A 19,270-nucleotide genomic window follows, 5' to 3' on the forward strand; every position below is an offset into this window, starting at 1 on the left:
CAACAAGGTCCGCAAGCTGGAATGGCTGCTGCCGGAGGCACGGCGGCGCGGGGCGCGCACCATCCTGACGGTAGGCGGCACCGGAACCAATTGGGGGCTCGCCACCGCCCTGTACGGCCGCGCCCAGGGCATCGACACCGAACTCGCCTTGGTGGACCAGCCGGTCGACGACCATGTGCGCGCGCAACTGCGGCGGCTGGAGAAATCCGGCGCCACTCTGCATTTCACCCACAGCAAAGCCCGCACAATCCTCGCGGCGCCGTGGTTGTATCTGCGCCGGATGCGGAGCGGCGGGCGTCCGTACTTCCTGCCCGCGGGCGGGTCGTCGCCGATCGGCGCCTTGGGCTACGTCGAGACGGCATGCGAACTCGCGGCCCAGATCGCCGCGGGTGAGCTGCCCGAGCCGGGCCACGTCGTCACCGCCGTCGGATCAGGCGGCACCGCCGCGGGCCTCGCCCTCGGTCTTCGGTTGGCCGGACTGCGCACGCGCGTCGTCGGAGTCGTCGTCAACGACACGCTACCTCTCGACGCGAAGCGCATCGTCCGGCTCGCCGGGCGGACCGAGCGCCTGCTCCGCGCCCGAGGAGCACGCTTCGCGCCGACCGGGCTCCGACCGGAGGACGTCACGATGACCGCCGAATGGCTCGGCCCCGGCTACGGCCACCCCACGCCCGCCGCGCTGGATGCCGCCCAGCGCGCCGAACAGGCCGGACTGCGCCTGGAGGCCGTCTACACGGCCAAAGCGCTCGCCGCGTTGCGAGCTCTCGACCACGCGGGCCTGTTCGGGGCCGGACCGGTGCTGTTCCTCAATACGTACGGCCCGCGACCGTAGATCCGCACGCCCCGGCCCGCGCGACCCTGCTTTCGAATCGCTGTGATCGGAATTCGGCCGACGGCACCCGACATGGCGTAATGGCCGGAGCGCAGGGCATATCGCCAGGTCGGGACGCGGGGCACCCGGCGCAATAACATCCCCTGATTTCTTCCGGCGGCGACGCGGGGAACCGCGCGGCCACAACCGCACTATCGTCGCTATTCGTGCAGGTCAGCGACAGAAAGGCGGAGGCGGTGGCAGCGGAACCCACGCCGGTGCGGCAGTTGCGCGCCGATCAGGCGCGGCGGGTGGCCGACATCTTGCGTCACCAGCTGCACGCGGGCGCGTTCGAGAACACGCTGCCGAGCGAGCAGGAACTCGCCGCCGAGTACGGCGCCTCGCGCAACACCGTCCGCGACGCGCTGGCGCTGTTGAAGGACGAAGGCTTGATCGACCGGGCCCCCAAGGTGGGCACCCGGGTGGCCACCCGCAAGTACGACCACGGGCTCGACGCGCTGCTGGGGTTGCAGGAGACCTTCAAGGGCCACGGCACCGTGCGCAACGAGGTGCGCGCGGCGATGCACGTCGCCGCACCGCCCGCCGTAGCCCGCAGGCTCGGTCTCGCGCCGGGCGAGCCGGTGGTCTACCTGGAACGGCTGCGCTACCTGGCGGACCTGCCGCTGAGTCTCGACCTCACCTACCTCGTGCCCGACATCGGCACCGAAATCCTCGGCCACGACCTCGAGCACACCGACGTCTTCGTGCTGCTGGAACGCATCAGCGGCCACTCGCTCGGCTCGGCCGACCTGGCCCTGGAGGCGGTGCCCGCCGACCCGCACACCGCATCCACCCTCGACATCCCCGGCGGCGCGCCGCTGCTGATGCTGGAACGACTGACCCGGCTCGACGACGGCCGCCCGGTCGACCTGGAGTACATCCGCATGCGCGGCGACCGCATCACCATGCGCGGCAGCCTCACCCGCAGCACCCCCGAATGGAAGGTCCTCTAGATGGCACTCGTCAACCAGCGCGCCGACATCCCCGTCACCATCGACGAGTCGCTGTGCATCCAGGGCTGCACGCTGTGCGTCGAGATCTGCCCCCTCGACTCGCTGGCCATCAACCCCGAGAACGGCAAGGCCTTCATGCACGTGGACGAGTGCTGGTACTGCGGTCCCTGCGCGGCCCGCTGCCCCACCGGCGCCGTCACCGTCAACATGCCCTACCTGCTCCGCTGATCTGGAAGACCGATGAAAGTGAAACTCGCCCCTGTCCTGCTCGCCGCCGCGCTCGCGTTGACCGGGTGCTCGCTGGAGCAGTCCGACGACGCGCCAGCGGGCACCGTCAAGGTGGTCGTCGGCTACCAGTCCAAGACCATCAACACCGTCACCGCGGGCACCTTGCTGCGCGCGCAGGGCTACCTGGAACAGCGGCTGCAGAAGATCACCGACAACGGCGGAGCGAAGTACCAGATCGAATGGCAGGACTACGACACCGGCGCGCCGATCACCGCGCAGATGGTGGCCGAGAAGATCGACATCGGCTCCATGGGTGACTACCCGCTGCTGATCAACGGCTCCCGCACCCAGGTCAACGAGCGCGCGCGCACCGAACTGGTGTCGGTCACCGGGTACAACCCCAAGGGCGCGCTGAACATGGTCGTGGTGCCGAACGACTCCGCGGCCACCGGCATCGCCGATCTGGCGGGGCAGAAGATCTCGGCCAGCGTCGGCTCGGCCGGGCACGGCACCCTGGTGCAGGCGCTGTCGCGGGCGGGAATCGACCCGGCCAGGGGCGTGGAGGTGCTCAACCAGCAACCGCAGGTCGGGGCGACCGCGCTGGAATCCCGCCAGGTGGGCGCGCTGTCGCAGTTCGTCGCGTGGCCCGGTCTGGTGGTCTTCCAGAACAAGGCCAAGCTGCTCTACGACGGCGCCGAACTCGGCGTGCCGACCTTCCACGGCGTGGTGGCGCGGCGCGCGTACGCCGCCGATCACCCCGAGGTCCTGCAGGCGTTCCTGGCCGCGCAACTGGATGCCACACAGTTTTTGCAGCAGAAGCCGTTCGAGGCCGCGAAGATCGTCGCCGACGGGTCCGGGCTGCCGCAGGAAGTGGTGTATCTCTACAACGGTCCCGGCGGAACGAGTTTCGACACCACGCTGAAGCCGAGCCTGATCGACGCGCTCAAAGGCGATGTGGCCTACCTGAAGTCGATCGGCGACTTCGCCGACCTCGACATCGATCGGTTCGTCGACGACGGGCCGCTGCGCAAGGCGTACGCGCAGACCGGACGCGGCGACTACGACCGCGACCTGGCCGCCACCGCCAACCCGACCCGGGTGACCGGCACCGATCCGGTCTGCGGCAAAGCGGCGGAAAACCCCGCGTCGGCCGGCGAACTGTGGGTGGACGGCGCGGCGACGCCGCAACCTGCCGCCGACCCGACCTGCCTGCTGCGCGCGGTCCAGGCCGCGAAAGCGCAGGGCCGGACGATCCGCGCCGCGTACGTCCCCGATACCGAACTCGGCACCCGCTGGTTCGCCGACAAGTCGATCTGGCTGCGCGACGGCGCTGCCTACCTGCCCTTCACCACCGCCGCCGCCGCGCAGCGCTACCGGCAGGCGCACCCGTCCGCCACGCCGGTCGGCTACGACCAGGCCGTCACGGAAGTACGCGGATGACCAGCGAACTCGCCGCACCGGCGGTGCGGGCCGCGGCCGAACCCGCCGCGGCCGGATCGGACGCCGCCCCCGCGTCGCGGTCGGCTTGGCGCTCGCGCCTGCTGCGGGTGGGCTCGGTCGCCGCCGCGGTCGGACTGTGGCAGCTGCTCACGGTCAACAACGTGCGGGCGGCGGGCCTGCGGTTCGACACCCTGCCGACGGTCACCGAGATCGTCGCCGAATTCGGCACGCAGTTGCGCTCCGACCAGTACTACCTGGACATCGCGCAGTCGCTGATCCGGATCGTCACCGGCTTCGGGCTGGCCGCGGTCATCGGCGTGATCGCGGGTATCGGACTGGGCCGGTCGCGGCTGCTCGCCGACACCTTCGGCCCGCTGGCCGAACTGGTTCGCCCGATCCCGGCCATCGCCTTGGTGCCGGTCGCGATCCTGCTGTTCCCCAGCGACGAATCGGGCATCGTGTTCATCACCTTCACCGCGTCGCTGTTCCCGGTGCTGGTCAGCACCAGGCACGCGGTGCGGGCGCTGCCGACGATCTGGGAGGACGCGATCCGCACGCTGGGCGCGTCCCGGCTGGACGTGCTCACCCGCGTGGTGTTCCCCGGCATCCTGCCGGGCGTCTTCAGCGGCCTGTCCGTCGGCGTCGGCGTGGCGTGGATCTGCCTCATCTCCGCGGAGATGATCTCCGGACGTCTCGGTGTCGGCTACCGCACCTGGCAGGCCTACACCATCGTGGACTACCCGGCGGTGTTCGTCGGCATGATCACCATCGGCGTCCTCGGTTTCGCGACATCGGGGCTGGTCGAACTGGCCGGCCGCCGCATCACCCGCTGGCTGCCCAGGGAGGTCGAAGCATGACCACAGTGATCGACGCGCCGGCGTCGACCGGAATGGCGTTGAGCCTCAGCGGTGTTCGCATCGCCTATAGCGGCGAACCCGTGCTCGACGGATTGGACCTGGCGATCGCGCCGGGCGAAATCCTCGTCGTAGTGGGTAAATCAGGATGCGGCAAGTCCACGTTGCTGCGAGCGATCGCCGGACTGCGCGCCCCCGAGGGCGGAGTGATCCTGGCCGACGGCGACCACGTCACCGGACCGGCGGCCGACCGCGCCCTGGTGTTCCAGGACGACGCGCTGCTGCCGTGGCGCACCGTGCGGCAGAACATCGAACTCGCGCTGCGCCTGCGCGGCACACCCCGGGCCCAGCGGCGCTCCACCGCACTGCACTGGGTGGACGAGGTCGGGCTCACCGGCTACGCCGACTATCTGCCGCGCGACCTGTCGGGCGGCATGCGCCAGCGCGTCCAGCTCGCGCGCAGCCTGGCCGCCGCGCCGCGCGCCGTGCTGATGGACGAGCCGTTCGGCGCCCTGGACACCCAGACCAGAGAAACCATGCAGCGCCTGCTGATCCAGACCTGGCGCGCCCATCCGACCACCATCGTCTTCGTCACCCACGACCTCGACGAGGCCCTGCTGCTCGGCGACCGCATCACCGTGCTCGGCGGCGGCACGTTGCGGGCGCTGGTGCCGGTGCCGAGTCCGCGCGAAGCGATCGACCGGGCCGCGACGAAGGCCGAGATCCTGGAGAAACTGTGAACATACCGCCGCTGTCGGAACGGATTCGGCTGGACTGCGACGTGCTCGTCATCGGCGGCGGCACGGCGGGCACGATGGCCGCGCTCACCGCCGCCGAGCAGGGCGCGAACGTGCTGCTGCTGGAGAAGGCGCACGTGCGCCACTCCGGTGCGCTTGCCATGGGTATGGACGGCGTGAACAACGCCGTCATCCCGGGCAAGGCCGAACCGGAGGACTACGTCGCCGAGATCACCCGCGCCAACGACGGGATCGTGAATCAGCGCACCGTCTACCAGACCGCCACGCGCGGCTTCGCCATGGTGCAGCGGCTGGAACGCTACGGCGTGAAGTTCGAGAAGGACGAGTACGGCGAGTACGCGGTGCGCCGGGTGCACCGGTCGGGCTCGTACGTGCTGCCGATGCCGGAGGGCAAGGACGTCAAGAAGGCGCTGTACCGGGTGCTGCGCCAGCGCAAGATGCGCGAGAAGATCCGCATCGAGAACCGGCTCATGCCGGTGCGCGTGCTCACCGACAACGGACGCGCCGTCGGCGCCGCCGCCCTGCACACCCGCACCGGCGAATTCGTGGCCGTCGCCGCTAAGGCCGTCATCCTGGCCACCGGGCCGTGCGGCAGGCTCGGGTTGCCCGCCAGCGGATACCTGTACGGCACCTACGAGAACCCGACGAACGCGGGCGACGGCTACTCGATGGCCTACCACGCCGGAGCCGAACTCAGCGGCATCGAATGCTTCCAGATCAACCCGCTGATCAAGGATTACAACGGTCCGGCCTGCGCCTACGTCGCCAATCCGTTCGGCGGCTACCAGGTCAACGCCGAAGGCGAACGCTTCGTCGACTCCGACTACTGGTCGGGCCAGATGATGGCGGAGGTCAAGCGGGAGGTCGAGTCCGCGCGCGGCCCCATCTACCTCAAGGTGTCGCACCTGCCCGACGAGACGCTGAGCACGCTCGAAGGCATCCTGCACACCACCGAGCGCCCCACCCGCGGCACCTTCCACGCCAACCGCGGCCACGACTACCGCACCCACGACATCGAGATGCACATCTCCGAAATCGGGTTGTGCAGTGGGCATTCCGCCTCCGGCGTGTGGGTCGACGAGCACGCGCGCACCACGGTGCCCGGCTTGTACGCGGCAGGCGATCTGGCGTGCGTGCCGCACAACTACATGATCGGCGCATTCGTCTTCGGCGATCTGGCCGGCGCGCACGCCGCGTCCACCCTGGGCGAGGTCGCCGCGCCCGCCGAACTGCCCGAGGACCAGCTGGCCGCCGCCCACGAGCTGATCTACCGGCCGCTGCGCCAGCCGGACGGGCCGCCGCAACCGCAGGTCGAATACAAGCTGCGGCGCTTCGTCAACGACTATGTCGCGCCGCCCAAGACGGCGACCAAGCTGGCCATCGCGGTGGAGACCTTCGACCGGATGCGCGCGGAGGTCGACGGCATCGGCGCGCGCACCCCGCACGAGCTGATGCGCGCGGTGGAGGTGTCGTTCATCCGCGACTGCGCCGAGATGGCCGCCCGCAGCTCACTGACCAGGACCGAATCCCGTTGGGGCCTCTACCACGAGCGCGCCGACCTACCCGAACGCGACGATGTCGGATGGCGATACCACCTCAACCTGCGCAAGAACCCCGACGGAACCATGGCGTTCCTGAAGCGGCCGGTGGCGCCGTACCTGGTTCCGGTGCCAGGACTCGACGACCTGCCCTCGGCCGATGTCGAGGCCGTGCCGGTGCACCAGCCGCACCAAGTCGTCGGCCGTGCGCCGCACACCGGCGGCGACGCTGATCGCGATCGCACCGCTTCCGGTACGCCGTCGCAGCCTGCCTCTCCCCCGTCACCCCGCATCGTCGCGCTGCTCGCGCTCGACGAACCCACCGTGGCGCAACTGTCCACCTATCTGACGGATCCCGACGCGGGCGTGCGGGCCGCGGCGATCTCGGTGCTGACCGAGCACACGCCGGAAGGCTTCGCGACCGCCTTGGGTGACGCGCTCGACGACGCGGCGGCATCGGTGCGGCGCGCCGCCGCCGCCAGCCTGCGCGAGCTCGTCGAGGTCCTGCCCTCGGCGGCGCGGCTTTCCGACCGGCTCGGTTCCTCCGATCCCGTGGTGCGGTCCACGGTGATCGACCTGTTGCGCGCCCTGCGTGCGGGCGAGCCCGCGCACTACCGCGCCGCGCTGGCGGACGAGGACCATCGCGTGCGCATCGAGGCGGTCCGCGCGCTGGTCTCGCTGAACGATCGCGACGGCGTCGCCACGCTGGCCGCCGACGGCAACCGGGAAGTGCGGATCGCGGTCGCCCAAGGCCTGGCCGCCATCGGCGACGGCGGAGCCGAGGTGATCCGTCGCCTCGCCGATGACCAGGACCCGCTGGTCCGCGCCGCGGCGCTGACCGCGTTCGCACAACTGGGCGCCGAGCCCACCGACATCACCGCGCTGGCAACCGCCCTGCGCCACTCGGCCTGGCAGATCCGGGTCGGCGCGGCGCGCGGGCTCGCGGGCGCCGACCCCGACCTCGCGGTGCCGATCCTGGCCGCGGCACTGGGCGATCCGCATCTCGACGTCCGCAAGGCGGCGGTGCTGTCGTTGTCGGCGTGGCCGGACCTGCCCGCGGCGCACGACGCGCTGCGCGCCGCGATCGACGACACCGACGCCGACGTGCGCGCGTATGCCCGGCGGGCGCTGGCCACCCAGCCCACGGCCTAGCGTGACATGGTTGCCGCAGCTCGAATCGCTGATTAGATTAGCGGCTCGACCGTTGCCGACTCGTCGGCCGTGACACAGCCGGACGGCGACGGGGCGGCCGACGACGAATCCGTCGCCGTTGTCCATCAGCAGCGACGGGAGTGTGGCGTTGACCTTGCCGAACTGGCTGGATCTCGCCGTGCTCGGCACCGCCGCGGTGGCCGCGGTGCTCGGTTGGCGCCGCGGCGCGATCGTGGGACTGCCCGGTTTCGCGGGCGCGCTCGCGGGGGCGATTCTCGGCGCGGCGCTTTCGGCCACGGCGCTGGGTCGGCTCGCCCCCGGCGCGGTGCGGCTCCTGCTCGCGCTGACGGTGGTCCTCGGGCTGGTCGCCTTCGGCGCGGTCGCCGGGCACCGGGCCGGGCGAGCCGCGCGTGCGTCGGTGTCCGATCCTCTCACCCAGCGCATCGACGCCGCGTTCGGATGCCTCACCCACGCGCTCGCGGTTCCGCTCGTGGTGTGGCTGTTCGCCGCACCGCTGGAAGCCGCCGCGCTGGTGCGTGATTCGACGACCGTGCGGACCGTCGACGACGTCGCGCCGTTCTGGCTGTCCGGCCTGTCGGAGGTGCTCACCGGACCGATCGTGGACGCCGGACTCGGCCGCCCGCTCGCGCCACCCGATCCGGGCATCACCGAGGGCCCGGTACCCGCGGCACTGCGGCAGAGCGTGCTTCGGGTGCAGGACCTCGCGCCGACCTGCGGCGTACGCCAGTCCGGCTCGGGCTTCGTCATCGCGCCGGAACGGGTGCTGACCAACGCGCACGTCGTCGCCGGTTCCAGCAAAGTCTCCGTCGACGCCGCCACGGGATCGCTCACCGCGACCGTCGTGCAGTTCGATCCGACCATGGACATCGCGGTGCTCGCCGTCCCCGGTCTCACCGCGCCCGCCCTCACCGTGGCGCCCGAACCCGCCGATCCCGGCGACGACGCGATCGCGCTCGGCTACCCCAGGGGCGGGTCCTACAGCGCGTCCGCCACGCGCGTGCGCGGCCGGGCCGACCGCCAGGTGCGCGACATCTACCGCACCGGTGTGTCCGAACGCGAGATCTACACCTTGGACGGCTCGATCCAGCACGGCAATTCCGGCGGGCCGCTGGTCGACCGCGACGGCCGCGTGCTCGGCATCGTGTTCGGCGTCGACGAGAACAACAGCAACGTCGGGTTCGCCACGAGCCTGCCGGAGATCATCGACCGGCTCGACCACGGCTGGCGCTCCGACCGCCCGGTCGACACCGGGCCCTGCGCCTCCTGACCGGCGTCAGGACGCGTCGGCGACGATCACCACGCCGCTCGAGGCGTCCAGCAACGGAATGGTCCGCTCCGCTGCGTCGTCGACGTGCACGCGCGGGTGCGCGGGCAGTTCGGTCTCGTAGTAGGTGCCCGGCCCGTAGAACTGGCCGTACTTCACCACCACGCCGTCGTAGTCCAGGACGGCCGCCTCGTGCTCCTGGATCACCGCTCCCCGGCCCGCCGGCGGCTCCCACGCGATGCTCTGCGCGAGAAACCGTTTCGCGCCGGCCGTCCGCGCGGCGGCGATCAAGTTGCGGGTGCCCTCGGTACGAATGCGCGCGTTCGCCTCGGCCCGCTCCGGCAGCAGCGCCGCATCGTCGGGCAGGTCGGTGAGCTGGTGCATCACCAGATCGGGCCCGAACCCGACCACGGCGGCGCTCAGCGCGTCGGCGTCGTACACATCGCACACCACCGGCTCGGCCCCCAGCGCCCGCAACGGATCGGCCTTGCCCGGCGACCGGGTCATCCCCGCGACCTCGTGCCCCGCCTCGATCAGCAGCGGGATCAAGCGGACTCCGATAACGCCGGTCGCACCGGCCAAGAAGATGCGCACTGGATCATTTTGCCGCGACTTCGTCGCGGCGTGTTCGCGGCCCCCTCATGGCTCGCGTCCGAGCGACCGCCGCTGGCGACTTCGTCGCGGACGCGGCGGCCGCTCGGACGCGAGCCGGGCCGCGAACGGCGGATGCTCGGTCTTGCTTCGCTCGAAAGACGTGGTGGAGGTGCGCTGGGCGCGTCGGTATCAATGCTGCGACCTCGCGCGCGGTGGAAGTGGCCGGGCGGCGCGTTGTTCGCCGCACAGGCGGAGCACCTTGGGCGCGAGCCGGGGCCGCGACGGCGCACGTGGTCTCGCTTCGAATTGTGCTGCGTTCAAACGTTTGCAGGGCTCGCGGCCATGCTCGGTCTCACTTCGCTCTATCGGAATGGGGGGCGGTGGTCACGTGTGACGATCACCTTCTCGATAGGACACGAGGGGCATGCTGCCGATCTGCCGGCGAAGATCACCTGTGCGATCGTTCTCGGCCGGTCGCGGGTGCACTCGATTCCGTACTCGCGGAAGATCGGCTTCAGCCGCAGCGAATCCACGCGGTGGCCTCGTTGTCGTGCAGGGCGTAGTCGATTCCGCGGGCGGTCAGTAGGCGGAGTACGGGGATGTTGTCCGGCGTCGTGCTCACGAACAGCCTCGAGTAGCCTTCGGCGGCCGCCCGCTCGATCAATGCGGCGAACACGGCGGTGCCGATGCCCGTGCCGCGGCGGGAGCGGCCGAGCCAGACTCCTGCCTCGGCGGCGTCGTCCGAGGCGGGCATCCGGCACAGTCGTGCCGCGCCGGCCACCTCGCCGTCCACCCGGATGCCGTAGGTCGACTCGACGGGCGGGTCCGCCAGCGCGCGGCCGCGGTGGAAGGCGCGGAAATCCGCTTCTCGGTCAGCATTCCAGCTCGCATCCGGCGCTTCGACCGGCATGACCTCGCCGGGATGCGCGTCGGCCACCGCGGTGTGCAGCAGATCGGTGAGCAACGCTTCATCGAGCGGTTCGAGGACGACATGGCCGGGCACAGCACCGATCCTGGCACCCGGACCCGCCGCGCGCGACCGGTTTTCCGCACGCTCAGACCGGCGTGATCGGCAGCCGCAACGCGCCGGGCGCGGCGACCGGAACCACCGGGTTCTTCGGTTCGATCGGCGCGAGCCTGCGGTAGGCCGTTCCGAGCGGCGGGCGCGGGTCGTCCTCGCCTTTGTTCGGCCACAACGCCATCGCGCGTTCGGCTTGGGCGGTGATGGTCAGGGACGGGTTCACGCCCAGGTTGGCCGAAATGGTCGAGCCGTCGGTGATGTGCAGGCCGGGGTATCCGTAGACCCGGTGATAGGCGTCGACCACGCCGGTCTCGGCCGAGTCGCCGATGGCGCAGCCGCCGATGAAATGGCCGGTGATCGGGATGTTCAGCAGTTCGGTCCAGCCACCCTGCGGCAGACCGTCGATCTTCTCCGCGATCCGCCTGGTCACCTCGTGTCCCTCCGGAATCCAGGTCGGCGGCGCGGCGCCGTCGCCCGGCTTGGTCGTCATGCGCCTGCCGAACAGGCCGCGCTTGGTGTAGGTGACGATCGAGTTGTCGACGTTCTGCATGACGAGCACGCCGATGATGCGCTCGGACCAGCGGCGCGGGCTGTGCAGCCGGATGAGGTGGCGGCGGTGCGCGATCAGCTCCCGTACACCGAGCCACCAGCGGGCCTTGCCCTCCTGCCCGTCCACGAGCACGGTGGCCAGCAAGCTCATCGCGTTGCTGCCCTTGCCGTAGCGGACCGGCTCGATGTGGGTGTACTCGTTGGGGTGGACGGACGAGGTGATCGCGACGCCCTTGGTGAAGTCGGTGTCCTTGCGCAGCGAGCGCGCGGCGAGCACCGCTTCGGAGTTGGTGCGGGCCAGATGCCCCAGCCGCGGCGAGACGCGCGGCAGCGAACCGTTCTCGCGCAACCGATGCAGCAGTTTCTGGGTGCCGAGCGCGGCGGCCGCGAAGATCACCTGGTCCGCGGTGAACGTCTGCTCGCCCTTGCGCAGCCACCGCCCGGTGCGCTCGGTCCGCACTTCGTAGCCGCCCGCCGGCCGCGGTCGCACGTCGGTCACCGTGGTCAGCGGATGCACCGTCGCCCCGGCTTTCTCGGCCAGGTAGAGGTAATTCTTCACCAAGGTGTTCTTCGCGCCGTGCCTGCAGCCGGTCATGCACTCGCCGCAGTGGGTACAGGTGGAGCGCGCGGGCCCGACGCCGCCGAAGAACGGGTCGGCGACCTGCTGACCCGGCCGGGAATCGTTGTCCGCGAAGAGCACTCCCACCGGAGTGCGGCGATAGGTGTCGGCGATGCCCATGTCCTGGGCGACTTCGCGCAGGATCCGGTCGGTGGGCGTGGTCGCCGGGTTCTGGGTGACGCCGAGCATGCGCTTGGCTTGGTCGTAGTACGGCGCCAGCTCGTCGCGCCAATCGGTGATGTGCGCCCACTGCCTGTCGCGGTAGAACTTCTCCGGCGGCTCGTACAGCGTGTTGGCGTACACCAACGACCCACCGCCGACTCCCGACCCGCTCATGATGAACGTGTCGTTGAGCAGGGTCATCCGCTGGATGCCGTAGCAGCCGAACTTCGGCGCCCACAGGTACTCGCGCAGATGCCAGGAGTTCTTCGCGTACTCCGTGTCGGCGAACCGCCGGCCCGCCTCGAGTACGCCGACCCGGTATCCCTTCTCGGTCGCTCGCAGCGCGGCAACGCTGCCGCCGAAGCCGGAACCGATGACGAGCACGTCGTAGTGGCTGTCCATGCGCTCGAGCGTATGGCGGCGAACACACCGCCCGGACGAGAGATACGGACGCGATATCGAGATTTCCGGCCATATCGCACCACCCCGCGCATTCCGATCTTCAGCGACCTACGGCGACCACGACCGGAACCGGCGTGCTGCCCCAGGCCGACGTCGTGGCAGCCGGATACGGGGGCGATCAGTCGTGCCAGCCGCTCGACGCGAGGATCTCGTCCCAGGTCAGCGACGGCAGTTCCGGATGGCGCTGCCGCAGGATCGAACCGGCCAGGCTGCCGGGCGGAGCCTTGCGCGGATTCGCCAGAGCTCGGGTTTCGACCACCGCGCCACGGGCAGGCGCGGTGCGGCCGATCTCATCCGCTCGAGCGGATGAGATCGGAGCGGTGTCTCAGGCGATCGGGTTTCGCCGGCCTGCACCGAGTGCTGCTGCCGCAAGCTCGGAGTCACATCTCGGCGGGAACTGCGCCACCAGCTCTGAGCAGAGCGCCACCTCTCATCACGGCATGCCGGACGATTCGCTCTGCCTGCTCACCACGCGGCGGGAGGCTGATCCGGCGGCTGCGGCAGGCTCACGGGCGATCGCCACAGGCCGAACGGCGTGGCCAGGCAACTCGCTCCGCTCTGCAAATTCCAGGCGAAGGCGCCGGAGCCCAGGCACACCACCGCGCCATCGGGCGTGCCACCCACCTCGGATCTGGAGCCCTCGAACGCGATCGCCACCCCCACCGCCGGGCCGTCGCGCAGGTGGTCGTCGACCACCGTGCTCAACGCTACGGCGTCCGGACCGATCCCCAGCGCGATAGGCATGCCGCCCGCTCCCTCGCTCGCCCCGACGCCACCCGCCACGCCGACGCCGAGGGCGGTCGCGCCGAGGGTGGCTCGGGCGTAACCGACCCCGTCGACGCCATCCGAGCGCGCCTGCCCCCTGTGATCGCTGGCCGCCCGGCACCCCGTGTTGCCGTCGATGACGGTGGCGTCGACACCGCGCTCGGCCGCACAGGACAGGGAGGTTGCCGAGGCCGCCGCGGGGACCACGAAAGCGGTTCCCACCGCGGCGGCCGAGCAGAGAATCGCACTGATGGTATTCATGGACAACCTCTTTCCGCGCCACGCTGGGAATCGCGAACCAGCATGGCGGCCTGCTGGTCCTTCACCCGGCGTTACCCGCCGAACCGGCACGGAAACACACGAACGTTTCGCACACCGATCAGCCGGAGGCGGTGTGCCGCGCCGCGTCCGCCGGCCTGGTTCAGCGGGAACCTCTGACCGATCGGTCGCGGACGCGATACCGCCCATGGATTTCGACGACGGTACGGCCGGACGACGGGCAGTGCGTGATCAATTCAGTTGCGCGACAGCGGTTGCGCCGATCTTGTGATCGGTGATCGAGGATGCCGCACCGGACACGCCGAGCGCACCGAGGACCGTGCCGCGGATTCGGATGAGCACGCCGCCGCCGTTGGGCACCAGCGCGTGCGCATCCGCGCGCCGCGCTTCGCCGAACAGCGACCGCCCTTGCGGTGCGGCGGTCATGTGCACGGTGTCGAACCCCAGCGCGACAGCCGCCCGCGCCTTGTGTTTCGCGATATCGCTCGCCGGTGGGGGCGCACCGTCCATCCGCGCGACGGCCACCACCGTTCCGCCTGTTTCCACGATTGCCAGCGACACGGCCTCGCCGAGTTCGGCCGCCGCCTTGCGTGCGGCGGCGATCACCGAGTCGGCCTGGTCGAGCGAAATCGACATACGACCATTCTTGCCCGGGATCGGCCACGCTCGAAGGCCACCCGCACGAGCGTCCGTGCGATTCATCGAGTGGACGACCGCCCGCGACACGCCGTGTCTCGAACACACCGAAGACTCTCCCTGTAGCAACTATCGAGCTACCATTTCGTCAAGTTACTCACCGGCGTTTCCCTCGACCTGTGATCCACAGAGCCCGCGCGGACGCGGCGACGGACCAGCGCCGGTGAGCCGCCCACCTCGCCCGCCCCGGCGGTGGGACTTCCCAGCCCTGACTGGGATGGAGCCCGTAGCCAACATGTCGCAACATAGGATGAATTCTGGATCATTGGGGTGGCAGTGATCGCCGACGAAGCAATTGCACTGAGCGACAAATGAATTCGGTTGCTTGTCACCGAGCAGGAAGCGGGCAGGAGGTATGCGAGTGGGCGCGCCAGCACGGTCCGGAAAGCAGCGAGGTGTTCGCGGTCGGCTGAGAAGAACCAGCGCCGTCATGGTGACGGCGGTGCTGATGTCGCCCATCGGCGCGACCGTCGCCACCGCCGCGCCGATCCACACCCCGGTGCTGCGCGCGCCCGCGCGCGGTTTCAGCGAGCTGTCCGTGCCGTCGAGCATGGGGCCGATCAAAGTCCAGGTGCAGTGGGCGGCGCGCGGCGGCAGCGCGGCGCTCTACCTGCTCGACGGGCTGCGCGCGCCCGCCGACCACAGTCAGTGGTCGAGCGACACCGACGCGCTGAGCCAATTCGCGGACGACAACGTCACGCTGGTGTTGCCGGTCGGTGGCCACTCGAGCTTCTACACCGACTGGTACCGGCCCAGCAGCACCAACGGCCAAGAGACGACGTACAAATGGGAAACCTTCCTGACCCAGGAGTTGCCCGCCTATCTGCAGCGCTACGGCGTATCGCGAACCAACAACGCCGTCGTCGGAGCCTCCATGGGCGGCAACGCCGCCCTGATCCTGGCCGGATACCATCGCAACCAGTTCAAGTTCGCCGGATCGTTCTCCGGGTTCCTGCACCCGACGTTCCCGCTCTGGAACGAAGCGATGCGCGCCGCCATGCGGGACGAGGGCAATTTCAACGTCGACGACATGTGGGGGCCGGTCGACGACCCGGCCTGGAGTCGCAACGACGCCACCGTGCAGGCCGATTTGCTGCGCGGACTGCCGATCTACGTCTCGACCGGCAACGGCCTGCCCGGCCCGCTCGACGTGCCGTTCGGAGTCGGGAACACGGTCAACGCGATGGGCCTGGAGTCGATGACGACGATCGCCGCCCAGATGTTCCGTGATCGCCTCGCGGAGCTGGGGATGACCGCCCGCGTCGACACCGTCGACGGGACGCACACCTGGCCGTACTGGTCGCAAGCGCTCGCCACCGCGCGTCCGATGATCCTCGACGCGCTCGGCGCGCACTGACCGCGTTGCACCCGCACTAGCCGGACAGCACGCCCGCGACGACCGCGCTCACCGCGCCGCCGACCGCCGCGCGCGAAGGTGGACCGGCGTCCCGGTCGGCGAACAGCAGATGCGCGGTTCCGATCAGCATGGGGGCGAGCGTGCCGATATCGGCGGTCGCGGCGATCCGGCCGAGATCGCGTTCGGCGGTGAGGTAATCGGCGATCATGGCGGTCGCCTCCGCCAGCACGGGGACGCCGGTCGGCCGGTCACGGCGCAGGCGCGCGCGCAACTCGTCCCGGAACGCGATCAGGCTGACGATGGCCGTGGTGACCGGGCCGAACAGGTCGGTCAGCGCGTCGGTGAGGTGCTCGACCACCGCGCCTTCTCCGGCGGATTCCCGCAGAGCGGCGGCCCGGCGCTCGTTCTCGGCGATCCGGGCGGTCACCAATTCGGCGAGGAAGTCGTCGAAGTCGGCGAAGTGCCGGTGCAGAACACCTTTCGCGCAGCCCGCCTCCGTGGTGACCGCCCGGCTGGTCAACGCGCTCGGCCCGTCTCGAAGCAGGATCCGGTCGGCGGCGTCGAACAGTTGCTCGCGCACGTCGCGGAGGGCGACTCCGGTGGGCATGCCGATGTCCCTTTCGGTTCGGATCGGCCCACCCCATTGTCGAGTGGGCACATGCCCATTTACAGTGGGCACATGCCCACTATACCTTCGCCGGAGGAAACGCCGCACCGGCAACGGCAGATCGCGGAGTCGTTCGGGGTGGATGCCGAACGCTACGACCGGACCCGTCCCAGCTATCCCGACGCCCTCGTCGAGCACATTGTTTCCGCCAGCCCCGGGCGTGCGGTCCTGGACGTCGGCTGCGGCACCGGCGTCGAAGCCAGGCAGTTCCAGGCAGCCGGTTGCACGGTGCTCGGCGTCGAACCGGATTCCCGGATGGCGGAATTCGCGCGGTGTCAGGGGCTCGAGGTCGATGTGACGACCTTCGAAGCCTGGGACAGCGGAGGCCGCGTTTTCGATGCCGTGATCGCGGCAACGGCCTGGCACTGGGTCGATCCGGTCGCGGGAGCGGCGAAGGCGGCGGAGGTCCTGCGCCCCGGAGGCGTGCTGTCCGCGTTCTGGCATGTGTTCCAGCTCCCGGACGAGGTAGCCGAAGCGTACGGCGCGGTATACCGGCGGGTGGTGCCGGACTCGCCGTTCCCCCTCCAGGCGGGCACCCGAGCCGCGGCGATGTACCGGCCGATCCTGGACAAGACCGCCGAAGGAATCCGGAAGACCGGCCGCTTCGACGAACCTCTGGAATCGAATTTCCCGTGGGAGCGGACCTACACCAGGGACGAGTGGCTCGATCAACTTCCCACGCACGGCTCGATGACCCGGCTGCCGCAGGACAAGCTGACGCAAGTGCTCGACGGCGTCGGCGCGGCGATCGACGCGATGGGCGGCAGTTTCACCCTGCCTTACACGACGGTCGCGATCACCGCGACCCGCTCCGCCACGCCCTGACCCGCCGGCACGGTCGGCGCGGAGTTCTGCGTCCGGGCGCGCTCAGGGTGCGTCGGCTCGGTGGTCGGCCCACAGACGGTCGGCGTCGCCCGCGGTGATCCGGCCGCGGTAGACGTCGATCTTGTGGTCGATGAGTTCCAGGTTCTCGTGCAGCTCGGCGATTTTCGCGGCGACCTCGGCGCGGTGCGCCTCCATGAGGGCGAGCCGTTCGTGTTCGTTGCCGCGGCCCGCGGCGACGAGTTCGGCGTAGCGGCGGATGGTTCTGATGGCCATGCCGGTGGCTCGCAGCCTGGTGCAGACCCTGATCCAGTCCAGATCCAGTTGCCGGTAGCGCCGCCGGCCCCCGGCCGCCCGGTCGACGGGGGTGACGACCAGGCCGGCGCGTTCGTAGTAGCGCAAGGTGTGCACGCTGACCCCCGTCCGCCGGGCGGCCTCGGCGATGTTCATGCCTTCGCCAGACGGGTCGGAATCCGGCTGCGGCTTGACTTCGAGCACGCTCTAAAACTTAGCGTCCGTGCTCATGACGACAACACTGATCACCGGAGCGAACAAAGGTCTCGGTTTCGAGGCCGCCCGCAGGCTCCTCGCCGCGGGCCACCGCGTCTACCTGGGCAGCCGGGACGCCGAGCGCGGGCGCCGCGCCGCCGAGCGGTTGGGCGCGCGGACGGTCCAGCTCGACGTCACCGACGACGCGTCCGTGGCCGCCGCGGTCGCGGTCGTCGAAGCCGACGGCGGCTTGGACGTGCTGGTCAACAACGCGGGCATCGCGCCGGAATGGACCGCGGCAGGCGCCGTGACCGGCGCCGCGGAACTGACCGCCGACCTGATGCGGCAGACCTTCGAGACGAACGTCTTCGGCACGGTGCGCGTGCTGCACGCGTTCCTGCCCTTGCTGCAACGTTCCGCCGCGCCCGTGGTGGTGAACGTCAGCAGTGGGCTGGCCTCACTGACCCGCATCAGCACCCCCGGCAGCCCGGCTTACGCCTACCCGGGCGTCGCCTACCCGGCATCGAAAACCGCGGTCAACGCGCTCACGGTGCAGTATGCGAAGGCGTTCCCGAATATGCGGATCAACGCGGTGGAGCCCGGCTTCACCAAGACCGACCTCAACGGGAACACCGGCCTGCAGAGCGTGGAGCAAGGCGCGGAGATCATCGTGCGGATGGCGCGGATCGGCAAGGACGGCCCCACCGGGGCTTACGTCGCGGCCGACGGCGTCCTGCCCTGGTAGTCGGCATCGGGCGAGGTCCGCGGACGCGGACTGCATAGTCCGCGCCGCGCAGGGCAGTCCCGATACGAGTCGCCACGGCGCCGAACGGAGGGCTCTGCAATGGACCTGTCCATCACATTCGTCGGCAACGCCACGACCTTGCTCTCCTACGGCGAGATCACGCTGCTGACCGACCCGAACTTCCTGCACCGGGGGCAGCACGCCTACCTGGGATACGGCTTGCTGTCCAAGCGGCTGCGCGAACCCGCGCTGACGATCGATGAACTGCCGCCCATCGACGCCGTCGTGTTGTCGCACATGCACGGCGATCACTGGGACCGCACCGCGCAGCGCGACCTGGATCACGCCCTGCGAATTCTCACCACGCCGCATGCTGCCGAGCGGCTGCGCCGCCGCGGTTTCACCTCGGCGAAGGGGCTGCGTACCTGGCACAGCGACCGAATCGCCCGAAGTGGGCACAAGGTGCGCGTCACGTCGCTGCCCGGCCGTCACGCGCCGACCTGGAGCTGGCGCCTGTTGCCGCCGGTGATGGGGACCATGCTCGAGTTCGGGCCGATCGCCGGCCCGCCCGAGCGCCGGATCTACATCTCCGGCGACACCCTCCTGGTCGCGGAACTCGCGCAGATACCGGTTCGATTCGACGACATCGATGCCGGCGTGCTGCATCTGGGCGGCACGCGACTGCCCGCCGGAGCGCGCCTGCCGTTCGGGCTGACCGTCACCATGGACGGTCGCCAGGGCGCCGGCCTCGTCGACCTGCTGCGTCTTCCCCGGGTCGTGCCGGTGCACTACGACGACTACACCGTCTTCGCCTCTCCCCTGAGCGATTTCCAGGCGCAGATGCAGCGACGCGGGTGGGGCGATCGCATCGTGCAGGTTCCCCGAGGCGAGACGGTCACATTGTGAGACGCCTGCGGCGTGCGGAATAGCCGACGGTTGGTGACGGTCATGGCGCGACGGACGC

19 protein-coding genes and 1 pseudogene are annotated in these 19,270 nt (G+C 70.2%); 12 read left to right on the top strand and 8 right to left on the bottom strand.

Going from position 1 to position 19,270, the window contains the following annotated elements:
- Window positions 1-7: 7 nt before the first annotated feature.
- The 8 genes and pseudogenes from ACH49X_RS24360 to ACH49X_RS24395 form a co-directional block, all read left to right on the top strand.
- Window positions 8-832 (top strand): annotated as a pseudogene (locus ACH49X_RS24360) (1-aminocyclopropane-1-carboxylate deaminase/D-cysteine desulfhydrase); the annotation flags it as partial.
- Window positions 833-1,068: 236 nt separating this feature from the next.
- Window positions 1,069-1,824, top strand: coding sequence for a GntR family transcriptional regulator (locus ACH49X_RS24365; RefSeq protein ID WP_357206286.1), 756 nt, complete (start codon window positions 1,069-1,071; stop codon window positions 1,822-1,824).
- A complete protein-coding gene (locus ACH49X_RS24370) occupies window positions 1,825-2,052 on the top strand; it encodes a ferredoxin family protein (RefSeq protein WP_039797742.1) in 228 nt (75 codons plus the stop codon).
- A 12-nt stretch (window positions 2,053-2,064) separates the two neighbouring features.
- Complete coding sequence (locus ACH49X_RS24375; RefSeq protein ID WP_357206288.1) at window positions 2,065-3,492, top strand: ABC transporter substrate-binding protein; 1,428 nt, start codon at window positions 2,065-2,067, stop codon at window positions 3,490-3,492.
- The gene (locus ACH49X_RS24380; protein ID WP_195081728.1) at window positions 3,489-4,349 is read left to right on the top strand and encodes an ABC transporter permease; all 861 of its coding nucleotides are present in this window, start codon (window positions 3,489-3,491) and stop codon (window positions 4,347-4,349) included. The genes ACH49X_RS24375 and ACH49X_RS24380 overlap by 4 nt, the downstream gene beginning before the upstream one ends.
- Entirely contained in the window at window positions 4,346-5,086 is a 741-nt protein-coding gene (locus ACH49X_RS24385; RefSeq protein ID WP_357206290.1) for an ABC transporter ATP-binding protein, read from the top strand. The genes ACH49X_RS24380 and ACH49X_RS24385 overlap by 4 nt, the downstream gene beginning before the upstream one ends.
- On the top strand, window positions 5,083-7,794 hold the full coding sequence (locus tag ACH49X_RS24390; protein WP_357206292.1) for a fumarate reductase/succinate dehydrogenase flavoprotein subunit: 2,712 nt from the start codon (window positions 5,083-5,085) through the stop codon (window positions 7,792-7,794). Before ACH49X_RS24385 ends, ACH49X_RS24390 begins: the two co-directional genes overlap by 4 nt.
- A gap of 148 nt (window positions 7,795-7,942) precedes the next feature.
- Window positions 7,943-9,082: a MarP family serine protease gene (locus tag ACH49X_RS24395; RefSeq protein WP_195081725.1), complete on the top strand. Its 1,140-nt coding sequence runs from the start codon at window positions 7,943-7,945 to the stop codon at window positions 9,080-9,082.
- Between the two features lie 6 nt (window positions 9,083-9,088).
- Here ACH49X_RS24395 and ACH49X_RS24400 read toward each other — a convergent pair whose 3' ends face one another.
- The 6 genes from ACH49X_RS24400 to ACH49X_RS24425 all read right to left on the bottom strand — a co-directional run bounded on the left by ACH49X_RS24400 (window position 9,089) and on the right by ACH49X_RS24425 (window position 14,166).
- A complete protein-coding gene (locus ACH49X_RS24400) occupies window positions 9,089-9,673 on the bottom strand; it encodes an NAD(P)-dependent oxidoreductase (RefSeq protein ID WP_195081724.1) in 585 nt (194 codons plus the stop codon).
- Window positions 9,674-10,187: 514 nt separating this feature from the next.
- On the bottom strand, window positions 10,188-10,676 hold the full coding sequence (locus ACH49X_RS24405) for a GNAT family N-acetyltransferase (RefSeq protein ID WP_357206296.1): 489 nt from the start codon (window positions 10,674-10,676) through the stop codon (window positions 10,188-10,190).
- Window positions 10,677-10,728: 52 nt separating this feature from the next.
- Complete coding sequence (locus ACH49X_RS24410) at window positions 10,729-12,426, bottom strand: GMC family oxidoreductase (protein ID WP_357206298.1); 1,698 nt, start codon at window positions 12,424-12,426, stop codon at window positions 10,729-10,731.
- 178 nt (window positions 12,427-12,604) lie between these two features.
- Window positions 12,605-12,745 carry a hypothetical protein gene (locus tag ACH49X_RS24415; RefSeq protein WP_357206300.1) on the bottom strand — a complete coding sequence of 47 codons (141 nt, stop codon included), beginning with the start codon at window positions 12,743-12,745 and terminating at the stop codon, window positions 12,605-12,607.
- Window positions 12,746-12,951: 206 nt separating this feature from the next.
- The gene (locus ACH49X_RS24420; RefSeq protein ID WP_195081721.1) at window positions 12,952-13,512 is read right to left on the bottom strand and encodes a DUF6764 family protein; all 561 of its coding nucleotides are present in this window, start codon (window positions 13,510-13,512) and stop codon (window positions 12,952-12,954) included.
- A 249-nt stretch (window positions 13,513-13,761) separates the two neighbouring features.
- Window positions 13,762-14,166: a heme-binding protein gene (locus ACH49X_RS24425; RefSeq protein WP_195081720.1), complete on the bottom strand. Its 405-nt coding sequence runs from the start codon at window positions 14,164-14,166 to the stop codon at window positions 13,762-13,764.
- Between the two features lie 415 nt (window positions 14,167-14,581).
- Between ACH49X_RS24425 and ACH49X_RS24430 the strand changes: the two genes are divergently transcribed.
- Entirely contained in the window at window positions 14,582-15,583 is a 1,002-nt protein-coding gene (locus ACH49X_RS24430; protein WP_397070932.1) for an alpha/beta hydrolase, read from the top strand.
- Window positions 15,584-15,599: 16 nt separating this feature from the next.
- On the opposite strand, the gene ACH49X_RS24435 is transcribed toward ACH49X_RS24430, so the two are convergent.
- The gene (locus ACH49X_RS24435; RefSeq protein WP_195081718.1) at window positions 15,600-16,190 is read right to left on the bottom strand and encodes a TetR/AcrR family transcriptional regulator; all 591 of its coding nucleotides are present in this window, start codon (window positions 16,188-16,190) and stop codon (window positions 15,600-15,602) included.
- A 51-nt stretch (window positions 16,191-16,241) separates the two neighbouring features.
- Between ACH49X_RS24435 and ACH49X_RS24440 the strand changes: the two genes are divergently transcribed.
- Entirely contained in the window at window positions 16,242-17,075 is an 834-nt protein-coding gene (locus ACH49X_RS24440) for a class I SAM-dependent methyltransferase (RefSeq protein ID WP_357206301.1), read from the top strand.
- A 42-nt stretch (window positions 17,076-17,117) separates the two neighbouring features.
- Here the strand turns inward: ACH49X_RS24440 and ACH49X_RS24445 are convergent, their stop codons facing one another.
- Window positions 17,118-17,570: a MerR family transcriptional regulator gene (locus ACH49X_RS24445; protein WP_357206303.1), complete on the bottom strand. Its 453-nt coding sequence runs from the start codon at window positions 17,568-17,570 to the stop codon at window positions 17,118-17,120.
- Between the two features lie 25 nt (window positions 17,571-17,595).
- On the opposite strand from ACH49X_RS24445, the gene ACH49X_RS24450 reads away from it, so the two are divergent.
- The gene (locus tag ACH49X_RS24450) at window positions 17,596-18,306 is read left to right on the top strand and encodes an SDR family NAD(P)-dependent oxidoreductase (protein ID WP_195081717.1); all 711 of its coding nucleotides are present in this window, start codon (window positions 17,596-17,598) and stop codon (window positions 18,304-18,306) included.
- Window positions 18,307-18,405: 99 nt separating this feature from the next.
- Window positions 18,406-19,212: an MBL fold metallo-hydrolase gene (locus tag ACH49X_RS24455; protein ID WP_195081716.1), complete on the top strand. Its 807-nt coding sequence runs from the start codon at window positions 18,406-18,408 to the stop codon at window positions 19,210-19,212.
- Window positions 19,213-19,270: the final 58 nt, after the last annotated feature.

It is taken from the genome of Nocardia sp. NPDC019323 (assembly GCF_044389845.1).
Classification (GTDB): domain Bacteria; phylum Actinomycetota; class Actinomycetes; order Mycobacteriales; family Mycobacteriaceae; genus Nocardia; species Nocardia implantans.

Coding starts and splice junctions, on each gene's coding strand:
- ACH49X_RS24420 (WP_195081721.1), bottom strand. CDS start 13,512: ATGAATACCATCAGTGCGATTCTCTGCTCGGCCGCCGCGGTGGGAACC.
- ACH49X_RS24430 (WP_397070932.1), top strand. CDS start 14,582: ATGCGAGTGGGCGCGCCAGCACGGTCCGGAAAGCAGCGAGGTGTTCGC.
- ACH49X_RS24435 (WP_195081718.1), bottom strand. CDS start 16,190: ATGCCCACCGGAGTCGCCCTCCGCGACGTGCGCGAGCAACTGTTCGAC.
- ACH49X_RS24455 (WP_195081716.1), top strand. CDS start 18,406: ATGGACCTGTCCATCACATTCGTCGGCAACGCCACGACCTTGCTCTCC.
- ACH49X_RS24380 (WP_195081728.1), top strand. CDS start 3,489: ATGACCAGCGAACTCGCCGCACCGGCGGTGCGGGCCGCGGCCGAACCC.
- ACH49X_RS24385 (WP_357206290.1), top strand. CDS start 4,346: ATGACCACAGTGATCGACGCGCCGGCGTCGACCGGAATGGCGTTGAGC.
- ACH49X_RS24425 (WP_195081720.1), bottom strand. CDS start 14,166: ATGTCGATTTCGCTCGACCAGGCCGACTCGGTGATCGCCGCCGCACGC.
- ACH49X_RS24440 (WP_357206301.1), top strand. CDS start 16,242: ATGCCCATTTACAGTGGGCACATGCCCACTATACCTTCGCCGGAGGAA.
- ACH49X_RS24370 (WP_039797742.1), top strand. CDS start 1,825: ATGGCACTCGTCAACCAGCGCGCCGACATCCCCGTCACCATCGACGAG.
- ACH49X_RS24450 (WP_195081717.1), top strand. CDS start 17,596: ATGACGACAACACTGATCACCGGAGCGAACAAAGGTCTCGGTTTCGAG.
- ACH49X_RS24375 (WP_357206288.1), top strand. CDS start 2,065: ATGAAAGTGAAACTCGCCCCTGTCCTGCTCGCCGCCGCGCTCGCGTTG.
- ACH49X_RS24410 (WP_357206298.1), bottom strand. CDS start 12,426: ATGGACAGCCACTACGACGTGCTCGTCATCGGTTCCGGCTTCGGCGGC.